12 protein-coding genes are annotated in these 14390 nt (G+C 32.7%); all 12 read right to left on the bottom strand.

All coding sequences use genetic code 11. From position 1 onward, the window contains the following. Positions 1-3: 3 nt before the first annotated feature. The 12 genes from ABWP20_RS03075 to ABWP20_RS03020 all read right to left on the bottom strand — a co-directional run bounded on the left by ABWP20_RS03075 (position 4) and on the right by ABWP20_RS03020 (position 14329). Positions 4-873: a protease complex subunit PrcB family protein gene (locus tag ABWP20_RS03075; RefSeq protein ID WP_353093626.1), complete on the bottom strand. Its 870-nt coding sequence runs from the start codon at positions 871-873 to the stop codon at positions 4-6. Between the two features lie 278 nt (positions 874-1151). Further along, positions 1152-1862: an ABC transporter ATP-binding protein gene (locus tag ABWP20_RS03070; RefSeq protein WP_353093624.1), complete on the bottom strand. Its 711-nt coding sequence runs from the start codon at positions 1860-1862 to the stop codon at positions 1152-1154. Continuing rightward, complete coding sequence (locus ABWP20_RS03065) at positions 1862-2629, bottom strand: ABC transporter ATP-binding protein (RefSeq protein ID WP_353093622.1); 768 nt, start codon at positions 2627-2629, stop codon at positions 1862-1864. The genes ABWP20_RS03070 and ABWP20_RS03065 overlap by 1 nt, the downstream gene beginning before the upstream one ends. After that, on the bottom strand, positions 2616-3674 hold the full coding sequence (locus ABWP20_RS03060; protein WP_353093621.1) for a branched-chain amino acid ABC transporter permease: 1059 nt from the start codon (positions 3672-3674) through the stop codon (positions 2616-2618). The genes ABWP20_RS03065 and ABWP20_RS03060 overlap by 14 nt, the downstream gene beginning before the upstream one ends. 3 nt (positions 3675-3677) lie before the next feature. Continuing rightward, the gene (locus ABWP20_RS03055) at positions 3678-4571 is read right to left on the bottom strand and encodes a branched-chain amino acid ABC transporter permease (protein WP_353093619.1); all 894 of its coding nucleotides are present in this window, start codon (positions 4569-4571) and stop codon (positions 3678-3680) included. A 23-nt stretch (positions 4572-4594) separates the two neighbouring features. Beyond that, complete coding sequence (locus ABWP20_RS03050; RefSeq protein WP_353093617.1) at positions 4595-5755, bottom strand: ABC transporter substrate-binding protein; 1161 nt, start codon at positions 5753-5755, stop codon at positions 4595-4597. A 501-nt stretch (positions 5756-6256) separates the two neighbouring features. Then, positions 6257-7627, bottom strand: coding sequence for an allantoinase AllB (allB, locus tag ABWP20_RS03045; protein WP_353093615.1), 1371 nt, complete (start codon positions 7625-7627; stop codon positions 6257-6259). Positions 7628-7715: 88 nt separating this feature from the next. After that, positions 7716-9179, bottom strand: coding sequence for a chlorohydrolase family protein (locus ABWP20_RS03040; protein WP_353093613.1), 1464 nt, complete (start codon positions 9177-9179; stop codon positions 7716-7718). 20 nt (positions 9180-9199) lie between these two features. Then, on the bottom strand, positions 9200-10681 hold the full coding sequence (locus tag ABWP20_RS03035; RefSeq protein WP_353093611.1) for an amidohydrolase family protein: 1482 nt from the start codon (positions 10679-10681) through the stop codon (positions 9200-9202). A gap of 61 nt (positions 10682-10742) precedes the next feature. Next, positions 10743-12326, bottom strand: a complete 1584-nt coding sequence (locus ABWP20_RS03030; RefSeq protein ID WP_353093609.1) for an ABC transporter substrate-binding protein — start codon at positions 12324-12326, stop codon at positions 10743-10745. Positions 12327-12365: 39 nt separating this feature from the next. Next, on the bottom strand, positions 12366-13334 hold the full coding sequence (locus tag ABWP20_RS03025) for an ABC transporter ATP-binding protein (RefSeq protein ID WP_353093607.1): 969 nt from the start codon (positions 13332-13334) through the stop codon (positions 12366-12368). Continuing rightward, positions 13331-14329, bottom strand: coding sequence for an ABC transporter ATP-binding protein (locus ABWP20_RS03020; protein ID WP_353093606.1), 999 nt, complete (start codon positions 14327-14329; stop codon positions 13331-13333). The genes ABWP20_RS03025 and ABWP20_RS03020 overlap by 4 nt, the downstream gene beginning before the upstream one ends. Positions 14330-14390 lie beyond the last annotated feature (61 nt).

Raw genomic sequence — 14390 nt, 5'->3', positions numbered from 1 at the left:
AATCTATTTAATTGATAGATTGCTTTTTAACCCCTCTATAGTAAATACATAAGGTTCTCCCATTAATTTATTCTTCTCGATTTCTATAGTCATAGTTTTATAAGTAACAACTTGTAATTGTATGCTATCTTCTTTAGGTGGTACAACATTTAGATATACCTTATATTCATCCTTATACTTTAGTATTTTTTCAACATCTAAGGAATATCCAGGTGTTGGAAATTCTTTAGTAATAGTAACTAACACGCTATCGGTTCCTTCCTTTACTATTACTGATTCTTCCGCATTATGAGATTGAACAATACCCGCAATATTAAATGATACTTCTTTTACTCCCCTCATCTCTTCCAATACTCCTTTCAATCTTTGCAAGATTATTATGGCTTCAGCTTGTGTGACCTTTCTATCTGGCGCAAAATTTGCATTAGAAACACCATTAATAATCTCCAAGTTAAATAATACCCTTAATAATTCTATGCTATCTTTATTCATAGTATTAATATCTTGAAAAGGAAGTTCTTGATTTTCATATTTTATTGTATCTTTCAATACTAATTTATTACCAATAATATCAACCATTTCTTTTCTCGTTAAAGCTTCATATGTTACAATATTATTTACAGTTCCATCTAAATTATAATTCTTTGCTAAGGATGCTAAAGATAAAGCAAAATCCCTCTTAGTAATATAATCGTCTGGATTAAATTTGGCAAATCCATTTTTAGCTAAATATGGAAAATAATAAGCCAGAAATTCTTTTTCGATAATATTCTTAGACCAATGATTAACCATTTTCTCGTCCATATCAGCAAAGGCAACCATATTTATTGCAACAATCAATATTATCAAAATTATAGATATGAACTTCTTCACATAATCAACCCCCTCTAATCAATTGAAAATTTACAATTAACAATTTACATTTGAATATGTTATTATTCTTCAAAATAAAATATACAAAATTGAAATGAAAGGTCTATGTCTGAATTCTTCTAGCTATGAATTGTTAATTGCTTCTTATTAATTGTTATTATATCTCAATACAGTAAAAAAGTAGTTACATTATGATTACATTTTGGACAAATATAAAGGGAAAAAAGTTTAAAAACTCTTTTCCCTTTTAAGATTTGATTATACTCGATAATTAGTTTCTATTTTGCCTCTCCTAAATATGCAGCCTTCACTTTTTCATCATTTAACAGCTCTTCTCCTTGACCTTCAAGTACTAAGGAACCAGTTTCTAGAACGTAGGCATAATCAGCTATTTCTAAGGCCTTTTTTGCATTTTGCTCAACTAATAATATTGTATTTCCTTGACTATGAATCTCCTTTATAATATCAAATATATCTTTGACTAATAAAGGTGCTAACCCTAATGAAGGCTCATCTAACATCAATACCTTCGGTCTGATCATTAATGCCCTTCCTACTGCAAGCATCTGCTGTTCTCCTCCTGAAAGAGTTCCTGCTTTTTGCCAAGACCTTTCTTTTAGTCTAGGAAATAAATCATATACCTTATCTATATCCTTCTTTATCTCTTCTGTATCATTTCTTATATAAGCTCCAAGAATTAGATTCTCTTCTACAGTAAGATTTGCAAATACCCTTCTTCCTTCAGGTGATAATGCTATACCCTTCTTTACTATGTCCATAGTCTTAAGATTGGTTAAATCATCACCATCATATTCCACTTTTCCATCTTCCTTTTTAACTAAATTCATTATGGCTCTTAGGGTAGAAGATTTTCCTGCTCCATTTGCACCTATTAAGGTGACTATTTTGTTTTCTTCAATATCAATATTGATACCTCTCAAGGCTTTAATGCCTCCATAACTAACATGAAGATTTCTTATAGCAAGCATTATTCCACCCCCAAATATGCTTCAATAACCTTTGTATTGCTTTGGATTTCTCCTGGGCTACCTTCTGCTATTGAAGTTCCATGATCTAGTACAAATATCTTTTCACAAATACCCATGACAACTTCCATATGATGTTCTATTAAAAATATAGTTAAATCAAATTCCTTTTTTATATCTCCAATAAACTCCATTAACTCTTGAGTTTCTTGAGGATTCATTCCTGCTGCTGGTTCATCTAATAAAAGCAACTTTGGATCTGTTGCTAAGGCCCTTGCTATTTCTAATCTTCTTTGTTTACCATAGGGTAAAGAAAATGCTTTCTCGTCCTTTTCATCATATAAATCTACTTTCTGCAACAAGTATTTAGCTTTTTCCATCATCTGTTTTTCTTCCCTAGTGTAATTTGGCAATCGTATTACAGAAGAAAATATATCGGATTTAATCCTTAAATGTCCTCCTATAAACACATTATCTAAAACGGATAATTCTTTAAACAGTCTAATATTTTGAAAGGTTCTACATATACCAAGTTGTGCTATCTTATCTGGTCTAAGATTAGATATTATCCTTTCATCTCCACTAGGGTTAAAAACGACCTTCCCCTCTGTTGGTTTATATACACCTGTAATCACATTAAAAACAGTAGTCTTTCCTGCACCATTAGGTCCAATTAATCCAACTATTTCTCCATCTTTAATATCTGCAGTAAACTTATTTACTGCAACAACACCACCAAATTGCATAGTCACATTATCAATTTTTAGCATATTTACCCCTCACTTTCCCTAGGGCATTTTTCATAAACCCATCCTTTTTAAATATAACTACTAACATTAGAATAAGAGAAAATACAACCATTCTAAGCCCTGGTAAAGCAGGAGTTACTACAAATCCTAAATTCATAGACTCATCTAAGAACCTAAGAGCTTCCATAGCAACAGTAATAATAACTGCAGCTATTGCAGTTCCATTTATGTTTCCCATACCACCTAATACTACCATTAGAAGAATATTAAAAGTAAGAGCAAATTTAAACAAAGTTGGATCTATAGTTCCTAGAGAAGCTGCCAAAAGCCCTCCTCCAATTCCAGCTAAAAATGATCCAATAGTAAAGCTCATTACCTTATGTTTAAATAAATTAATTCCCATTGACCTAGCAGCGATTTCATCTTCACGAATTGCCTTAAATGCCTTGCCGTAACTACTCTCCATCAGCAATTTCATAAATACAATTGTAAGTATTGCTATACTCCAAGCCCATAGGAGATTTACTCTCTCTGCTATTCCAAAAAATTCAGCTATCCTTCTACTTATTGTTAGTTTAGGTATCCCTTTAAGTCCTAAGGAGCCATTAGTTATACTTTGAAGATTAATGATTAAAATTCTAATAATCTCAGAAAAGCCTAAGGTTGCAATGGCTAAATAATCATCAGTTAATTTTAAAACTGGCGCACCAATTAAAAATCCAAATAATGCTGCCATTAGTCCCCCCATAATCAATGCAAATATAAATGGCATATTTAGATTTAGAAGAAATGATGCCATTGGCTTCATATAAAAATTCATTTCTTTAGTTGCTATAGGCATAGTAAGAATAGCTACAGTATAAGCCCCTATTGCCATAAATCCAGCATGACCTAAAGAAAATAATCCTGTAAAACCGTTGATTAAATTCATACTTAAAGCAAGAATTACATAGATTGCACAAAGATTTATAATTGTTACCTTATAATTGTCTAGGAAAATATTCAAAAGAATCAATACTATTAAGGATACTGCTATTAATAATATATTAAATTTATTCTTCTTCATAGGTTACACCTTCTCCGCTATTTTTTCTCCCATTAAACCTGTTGGTTTAATAAGGAGTATAATAATTAGTAATACAAAGGCAAATGCATCTCTATAGCCTGTTAGCCCTGGTAAAAACGCTATAAGAAGTATTTCTCCTAATCCTAGAATAAATCCACCTAATACGGCACCAGTAATATTTCCTATTCCGCCAATTACTGCTGCTATAAAACATTTAAGTCCAGGTAATACACCCATATGGGGCATAAGCTGCGGATATTTTATTCCCCACATAATTCCACCTACTGCCGCTAGAAAGGAACCTATAAAGAAGGTAATGGATATTATTCCATTAATATTTATTCCCATTAAACTAGCTGCTTCATAATCCTTAGATAATGCTCTCATTGCCATACCAGTCCTTGTCCTTTGAATGAAAAAATTTAAACCAATCAAAAGGATTACTGTAACTATTGGGATTACAAAATTTACAAGTGATATTGAAACTCCTCCAAGATTTGTTATCTTGTTAAAAATCTCTGGAGTTGGGAAGGCCTTAGGCCTTCCTCCAAATATTAATACACCTAAATTTTGTAATAAAAATGATGCGCCTATGGCAGATATAAGAATTGTAATTCTTGGTGAACCCCTAAGAGGTTTATAAGCAAGTCTTTCTAAAATTAATCCCAAAATTCCAGTAATAATCGCGACAAGTATAAATACTATATACCAAGGTATTGGAGTATATGTTATACCATAGAATGTTAAATATACTCCTAACATAAAAATATCCCCATGAGCAAAATTTATTAGTCTTAATATTCCATAAACCATAGTATATCCAATGGCAATTAGAGCATAAAGACTTCCCAATGCAATGCCATTAGCCATATGTTGTGAAAATTCTTGTATGCTCATTATAATTCCCCCATTAAATTAACTTATTTTGTTGGTTCTACTGTTGTTAAGTAAACAAACTTACCACCTTTTACTTGATTTATAATTGCTGACTTAACAGCATCTCCATTTTCATCTAAAGTAATAATTCCAGTTGCACCTACAAAATCTTCTGTTTCTGCAAGCTTGTCTTTTATAGCCACTGGATTAGCTGAACCTGCTCTTTCAATAGCATCTATAATTACCATATAAGCATCATAACCTAAAGCTGCAAAGGCATTAGCATCTCCACCATATTTAGCTTTATAGTCCTCTAAGAAAGTCTTAGATACTTCAGATACAGGAGATTCCGCTGTAAAGTGAGTACTATATACTGCTCCTTCTACTGCAGCCCCGCCTATTTGTGTAAATTCTTCAGCTTCCCAAGTATCTCCGCCAAGAATAGGAACTGTAATACCTAAATCTCTAGCTTGTTTAATTAATAAAGCTGATTCACCATAGTTTCCTGGTGCAAATATTACATCTGGATTTAAAGATTTAATATTAGTTAATTGAGCTGAGAAATCTTGATCTCCTGTATTATAAGATGCCTTTCCAACTATAGAATCAGAAGATCCACTTAATTCAATGAAAGCTTGCTCAAAATATGTGGAAAGACCTACGGAATAATCTTGTTGTACGTCTTGGATTATAGCTGCTGTTTTAGCATTTAAATCATTAAATGCATAGTTAGACATAACTGTACCTTGGAATGGGTCAATAAAACATACCCTGAAATAATAATCATTGTTTAGAGTAACAAGCGGATTAGTTGGAGAACAGCCAACTGCTGGAACCTTAGCAGCTTTAACAATATCTCCTGCAGCCATAGACAAAGAACTACTGTAGCTGCCAATGATTGCAACTACCTTATCTTTATCAATAAGTCTTGATGCTGCATTTGCAGCTTCAACCTTATCAGACTTATTATCTACTATAACCAATTCTACTTTTTTGCCTAATACAGTTCCTAATTTTTCATTAGCTAGTTTAATGCCTTCTACAGTCATCTCGCCACCAGCTGCACTAGAACCTGTCATAGGCTCAAATACACCTATTTTAATAACATCACTGTCTGAACCAGATGTTTCTTGAGCTCCACACCCAACTAGTAAGCTTAAAATTAAGCTTGCTGATAAAATAAATAAAAACACTCTCTTATTCATTCAAATTCCTCCCTTTTATTTTATTAAAGGCATAAATTACATGCCTTAAATACATAATTTAAAGCTTGCAGGAATTATTATGCCGTCTTTCTAATGCGCTTTTTTATTGTAATAGTATATCACTTAATTGTATTAAAGTAAAGGCAATTGCAGAACTTTTGCCAATTATAAGACTATTTCAAATATTAAATAAGTATCATTCTGGAATTTTACACCAAAATGATACTCATCTCTATATTTCCAAATACCAAATTTACGCCAAAGATAGTTACTATCCTATCTAAACCTTTTTATATACCTCTTTCTCAATTAACTTTTTATCGTATTCTTTATGTTCTCTATAGAGTTTACTTTCCAAATTTCTACTCTGCTTGAAAGTATCTATAAACAAATAGCTACAAAAAATAAAATAACTTTAGATTATGTTATGATTTAAATCATCGAAATATAACTTAACTAGCAATCATAATCCAAAGTTATTAAGATAAATTCTATTATTTACTATCTATAATGTTTAGGAGTTATAAACTTTCCTATAGGCTTAGATACTATTTTTCCATCATGGAATATCGTCTTTCCTCTAAGAATTGTTCTTTCAATCTTTCCTCTGAAATTTAATCCCACAAAAGGACTCTCCCTATGCATGTAAAACAAATCCTCAGATTTTAATATAAACTCTTTATTTAAATCAACTAAAGCCATATCTGCATCATATCCTATTTTTATTGTTCCCTTATTTCTTATTCCAAATCTTTCTTTAGGATTCAATGAAATTAATTTAGAAACATCTTCAAGAGATAATCCTCTATTATGATATCCCTCCGTAAGCATTACATTCATTGTGGATTGACATCCCGATATTCCTCCCCATGCCTTAAAGAAATTACTATCTTTCTTTAATTCAAATGGTGCTGGTGAATGATCTGAACAAACTATATCTACGTTACCTGCAAGTACATATCCCCATAGTTTTTTCCTTGTATCCTTTGCTCTCAGTGGCGGACAACATTTCCCCATTGGTCCTAACCGGTCTAAATCATCTTCTGTAAATACTAGATATTGAGGAACTGTTTCGCAGGTTACATCTATACCTTTCTTTCTGGCTTCAACAACTAGCTCGACTCCTCTCGAAGTACTAATGTGAGCAATATGAAGTTTACATTTTGTTTCTCCTGCAAATAATATGACTCTTTGTATAGCCTCAACCTCGGAAATCTCTGGTCTAGAATTTAAAAAATCCCTAGATCTTGTTTTGCCTTCCTTAGTAAACTTTTCAGTTAGTCTATTTGTTATGTCCCTATTCTCAGCATGAACTGATACTGGCAATCCCAGCTTTGCAGCTATTTCCATTCCCCTATATAATGTCAAATCATCTGCACCTTCGAATTCTTCCAAGCCACTAAAACATGTAAAAGCCTTAAAACCAACTACTCCTCTTTCCGCTAATTCTTCTAAGTTTTCTAAATTATTTGGTGTTAGTCCCCCCCAAAAACTATAATCTACAAGTGAATTTCTCTTAGCTGCCTCAAGTTTTAAATCAAAATTTTTCCCATTTGTCGTTACAGGTGTTGAATTAAGAGGCATGTCTGTGAAAAAAGTCATTCCTCCAGCTGCAAGAGCAGATGTTCCAGTAAATAATGATTCCCAATTAGTACGACCTGGTTCATTAAAATGAACATGACAATCATATCCTCCTGGTAATATATATTTTCCATTAGCATCTATTTCTTCTGATGAAGTGCCAGATATTTCAGGTGTTAATTCTACTATTGAACCATCAACAACACCAATATCAAGTCTTTTTACTCCTTCATCTGTAACTACCATACCATTTCGAATGATTAAATCAAATCTTATGATAAACACCTCCATATACTAAATCTACTCTTAAGGAGATTAAACCAAACAAAGTTTAATTAATATTTATTTTAAAACCACATATTACCTCATTGTTTCTTTCCTACCTAACTATTTTAAATGATGATTTAAAAAATTCATCTTCTGATAATTCACTCATACTACGTCCCATATAACTTGCTTTCATTCTTTCATAATACTTCTGTGCTTTTTCTTGAGCTTCTTTATAATCAAAATTAGGTATTATCCTATCTTTCATAACTATTTTTCCATTTATTATAGATGTTGTCACATCATTACCAGAACCAGATAGGCATAAAGTTCTTATTGGATCATCAACAGTCCCTATATGATATCCACTTAAATCTATAATAATAATATCCGCCTTAGCTCCCTTAGCTAATCTTCCTAAATCATCTCTTCCTAATGCCTTTGCTCCACCTAAAGTAGCTGCTCTAAAAAACTCTCTAAAATTATTCTCAGCTCTGCCATTGTCTACATGTTTAGCCAAACTGCTTCCTATAGTAAAGTTTTTAATCATATCAGGTGGGAATGTATCTGTACCCATAGACATATTAACTCCCTTTCTAATATACCTACCGAAAGATTCTAATGCTTGACCACTTCTAGAATATACCAAAGGACAATGTATAACAGTTGCACCAGTATCTATAAGTATTTCTAAATCGTCATCAGTTCTATCCTCTAATCCACTATATCCCGAAGCATAAATAACATGTGGAATTAATGTATTTTCATCTAAGAATCCAATATCATTTAAATATGAAATCGTAGATTTATTATGCTTATTAAATATCTGATTATATTCAAACTCCCCTTGAGCTGCATGAAGTCTTATTGGTACTCCTAGTCTCTTCGCATATTCCTTTGATTCTTTAAGAATTTCTTCAGTCTGTAATTCAACCCTTTCAGGCACCAACACCCCATTTATAAGTCCATCATAAGCACCGTCAAAGGTTTCAATAAATTTAACTGCCCTTTCTAGTCCTGCTTTTCCTTCTTCTTCCATCCATTTAACCTTCAGTTCCCCATTGCTTAGCATCACATGCATACCAGATACATAACTAGGTCCTAAATATACTCTTAATCCAAGCTTGCCTGCATGATGAGCTGCCACTACTATTTCTTCATAGGTTTCAGCACATTTTTTATAATTTACTGATGTTATTGGCATAGCTGTAGTTACACCATGCATTATCAATTGGCTATATGCATAAAGTGATTTAAATGATTCCTCCTCAGGAGACATCCATTCTTTTCTATCATTATCAAAATATTCTTCAGCCCAATAAAGACCTTTCCTCATATCTGGAGAGATCTCTTCAAAAATTAAAGCATGATCAATATCTCCAAGAGCGTCTAAATCTATAAAACCTGGACTTATAATAGAATTTCCCCCATCAATTACCTTATCTACTTCTCTACCATAATCATGTCCTACATATATTATTGTATCATCTTCATATACAACCTCACCATTTTCAAATATAACATGATCCTTTCCATCATAGCCTATTACATATTTGCCCTTAATTTTTGTAATCATCCCATAACCTCCTAACTATTTCACTCTATTTTTTCATATCTATTTTCATTAATATACATTCTAGTGCTACCCCAGAATGTATCACAAGGTTCCATATACTTCCTTAGTCCAGCTCTATCTATTGTTGCGAAGGCTTCTTCTTGTGCTTCCTCTATAAGGTCAAATTCATTTACACTTATTACTTTTCTATCCTTCATAAGTACTTTTCCATTCACTATTACATTATCCACATCTTGCCCTGATGCATATAGTATTAGCTTGTGAACAGGCATAAAATTTGGAGATAAATGAGCCTGATGCATATCTATAGTAATTATATCTGCTTTCTTACCTACCTCTAATGAACCTATTTCATCATCCCATCCTATTGCTTTAGCTGCATCTATTGTAATCATCTCCAACAATTTTCCTGGCGGTAAATAATATCTATCTTGTAATGCTCCCTGATGTACTAACTGAGTTTTTCTTGCCGCATTAAGCATATCAAAAGATACTGCAGGAGATGTACCATCTGTAGATATAGCAACATTAGCACCTAACTCTATTAACTCTGGTACCGGGCACCTATTTATAAGTTGGCCTGCTCCAGGTGCACTACTTACATGAGTACCTGTCTTTGCAAGTATCATAACTTCATCAATGGATATACCAGTACAATGTTGAATATGTACATCTGGTCCTAACAATGCATTTTCATCTGTGGCTACTAGCCTAATCATTCCACCAAAAGCCTCTGTATGAATCCTTGTATTATATTTTTTAGCTATTTCTCTAACTTTTTGCATCATATATCTGTCATGTTTAGTTAAATTAGTTGCAACATCTGGTACAGTTAGGCTCGATTGATTTACTGAAGTAACTAAAACAAATGGTGCAATAAATGCTCGAACAGTATCTTCATAACTATGATTTGTAGCTTTTATTGCTTCTTCAGCCCCCTCTAACATTTCATCAAAAGTCACAAGCCTTTCCTTCTTTTCACCATTTATTATCCTGCTAAATCTTCTAGGATAAGGTGGGTTAGATGGTCCTACTGCAATGATTTCACGTATGCCAACTTCTGAATATCCTTTAGCATGATTAATACTAAAAATTGGATCATCACTTCTTTGAGAATTACTAATCACAGATAATCCACAGGTAACACCAAACTTTAATCTCTCTAATGCAGCTAATTTGCCTTCCTTATACCAAAATTCATCTGTGGTATTGTTATGATAAGTTTCAGTCATAATTGGCATCCAATAACTAACTGAATCATATGCAAGGGCTTTAAACATACAATGACCTGCATGACCATGCACATCTATAAAACCTGGTAAAATAAGTTTATTTTTACAATCTATAATTTCTTTCGCCTCATTATATTCCCCTAATAAATCTTTAGTTTTTCCTACTGCTTTAATTCTTGTTCCGTCCAAAGCAATAGCTCCATTTTCTATTATTCTTCTTTCTTTATCCATGGTAATTACTGTTCCATTAATCAACAACATGTCTACCATTTTTTCACCCTTTCTATAAGTTCAACCTGTTGTTCTAACAACAGGTTGAACTTGTTAGTAATTATTCTATAACAACAGAATTATATATTTGATGAGATGTTGGCATTGCAACAAAGTTTTTAATATATTTTTGAATACCTACTAAATTTGTTGGATTATCAAAAGTAATATATGGTACTTCATTTCTTATAATCTTTTGAATATCTTTTATAAGTTTCTCTCTTTCAGGTCCATCTGACAATTCTCTACTCTTGTCTAACATTTCGTCAAGTTCTGGATTACTATAGAAACATGTATTGTTCTCTGGTATTTGACTTGAGTGTAATGGTCCATAAATATTATTATCTGGTTCTGGGAACCCAACAGCACCCCAACCACTTACAAACATTTCTTGTTCTCCAGTAGATATATAGTTCCAATATGATGCTGTTTCCATAACCTTAATTTCCACAGTAATTCCTATTTCTTTAAGCTGACTTTGAACTATTGTGGCTAAATCTATTCTAGGTTGATTTTCATTTACTGTTATTGTAAATGGTCTACTAATGTCTACTCCAGATTCTTTTAATAATTGTTTAGCCTTTTCTACATCGTATCTACAATTTGTCTCACTATCATCATAATATTTCTGATCTGGTGTTACTGGTCCAGGAGTATATCTTGCTGCTCCCCTATGAACTGCAGCAACTACTCCTTCTTCATTAATAGCCCAGTCTATGGCTTGTCTAAATTTCACATTGTTGAATGGTGCTTTAGATGTATTAAATGCTAAATAAGTAAATACAGTAGTCGGAGCTGTTTGTAACTCTAGCTTTGGATTATCCTCTATCTTAGACATATCATTAACTGTCATACCTATGGCAATATCTGCTTCTCCAGTTTCCAATTCTATTAATCTACTGTTTGATTCTGGTATAGTTTTGATCACAAGGTTTGCATGTTCTGGTTTTTCTCCCCAATATCCATCGAACCTCTTATAAGCAAGTTTTTCACCTTTTTTCCATTCTACAAATTCAAATGGTCCTGTTCCTACAGGGTGAAGGTCTGCACCAGGTTGTTCATAAGCCTTTTCACTAATAATTGCTGCTCCTATATATGGCAAATAACTAACAAATGGTGAAAATGGTTTAATTGTCCTAACAATTACTGTATAATCATCAACAATTTCCAATCCTTCTGGATCCACCATCTTCATAATGTATTGCACTCTAGCCCCTAATGGAGATGTAGCACGTTTAAAACTATATACTACGTCTGATGCTTTCATCTCTTCCCCATTATGAAATTTCACACCTTTTCTAAGATAAAACTTCCAAGTTTGTGAGTCTATTTCTTCCCACTTTTCAGCTAATAAAGGCTGTACATTACCATCCTTATCATAAGAAACAAGGGTTTCAACAACTGGCAACAATGCATTAACACTTGTCGATTCTCCAGCTCCATGGGGATCCACTGTTCTTGCATCACCCATATTGGCAACAACTAAAGTGTTTTTATCTGATTTTCCCATTGCCGTTACATCATTTCCACCCCCAGTATCTTTTGATGGTTCATCGCTATTATTACCTCCGCATCCTGTGACAATAATGGCTAAGAATAGAACTAGCGATAAAAATACACTGATTCCTTTTTTACCTTTAAACATTTTTAACACCTCTCCTTTTTTATAATTAACCATAATAAATTAAACACTTTTCACTAAATTTCTTGCGAAATGACAAGCAACAAATCTGTCTTTTTCAACCTCTAAAAGTTCTGGTGTTTCTTTCATACAAATCTCCTTTGCATATTCACATCTTCCAGCAAAACGACATCCATCTGGTGGATTTACTGGACTTGGTACATCTCCTTTAATAATAATTCTATCCTGTTTTGCATTAAGTTTCGGAATCGGTATAGCAGATAACAATGCTTGCGAGTATGGATGGATAGGATCCTTGAATATAATATTGTGGTCGCATAATTCAACAATTTTGCCTAAGTACATAACTGCTATTCTGTCACTAATATATTTTACAACACTTAAATCATGGGATATAAATAAGTATGTTAAATCAAAATCTCTCTGCAATCTTTTTAATAAATTAAGAACCTGAGCTTGAATACAAACGTCTAATGATGATACGGGTTCATCAAGAACAATAAATTTGGGCTTAATAGATAATGCTCTTGCTATTCCCACTCTTTGTCTCATGCCTCCATCTAACTCATGGGGATATGAATTTATTAATCTTTCCTCAATTCCTACAATATTCATTAATTCTTTTACTCTTTTCTGCATACTAGCCTTATCAGAATAAATATTATTAACTTCTAATGGTTCTGCAATAATATTAGAAATTGATAACCTAGGATTCAAACAAGAATAAGGGTCTTGAAACACCATCTGAACATCCTTCCTAAACTCTTTAACTTGTTTTTTATCAAAATCCAAGATATTCTTTCCCTCAAATATTACCTCTCCACTATTAGCTTCTAATAATCTAATTAAAGTCCTGCCAGTAGTTGATTTTCCACATCCAGACTCTCCTACTAGTCCAAGAGTCTCTCCTTTGTTTATATAAAAACTTACATCATCAACTGCATGTAAATATCCATTCTTCACTCTAAAATATTTCTTTAGATTTTTTATCTCTAATATTTTATCATTCATTGGCTCTTCTCCTCATTTATTCCAGACTCATATAAAAAACATCTTGCATAATGACTATCTGTAATTTTATATTCTGATGGTAATTGTGATTTACACTTTTCCATAGCATGATTGCATCTAGGACAGAACGAACAGCCTTTAGGAAGATTTGTGGGATCCGGAGGAAGTCCTTTAATTTCATTGAGCTCAGCAATATCCTCAGCATCTATATCTGGTATTGAATTAAATAACCCATTTGTATAAGGATGTTTTGGATTAGTAAATAGTTCTTCCTTAGTTGCATATTCAACTACAGCTCCAGCATACATAATAGCAACCTTATCACATATCTCTGCTACTATGCCTAAATCATGTGTAATCATAATCATAGATGTCCCAAATTCCTCTTTTAATTTCCTCATTAGATCAAGTACTTGAGCTTGTATTGTAACATCCAATGCTGTTGTAGGTTCATCTGCAATAAGTAACTTAGGATTACAGGCAAGGGCTATTGCTATAACTACACGTTGTTTCATTCCTCCACTAAATTGATGTGGGTAATCATTTGCTCTTTCTGCCTTTATCCCTACTTTTCCTAATAGCCCAACGGCAATATCTTTTGCCTCTTTTTTGGAAACATTCTGATGAAGAAGTATCATTTCTTCAATTTGTTTAATAATAGGCATAACAGGATCTAGTGATGTCATTGGATCTTGAAATATCATTGAAATATCTCTGCCACGAATTTTTCTCATTTCTTTTTGAGTTTTACTGATTAAAGATTCACCCTTAAATACTATATCTCCAGATACTATTTTTCCTGGCGGCTCTTGAATTAATCTCATGATGGATAAAGCAGTAGTAGTCTTTCCAGCACCAGTTTCTCCAACAAATCCTAAAGTCTCTTTATCATTTAAAGAAAGGTTTAGATTCTCAACTGCGTGAACTACTCCATGGTCAGTATCATAAGTAACTCTCAAATTATTTATTTCTAACAATTTATTTTGGCTATCCATAATTAAACCTCCTCGTATAATATGTTTAGAAGCACTTTTTATTAAGTCTTCTAAGCATATT

Source organism: Tissierella praeacuta, from assembly GCF_040396155.1.
Taxonomy (GTDB): Bacteria; Bacillota; Clostridia; order Tissierellales; family Tissierellaceae; genus Tissierella; species Tissierella praeacuta_A.
This window is presented reverse-complemented; position numbering and strand designations above follow the sequence as displayed.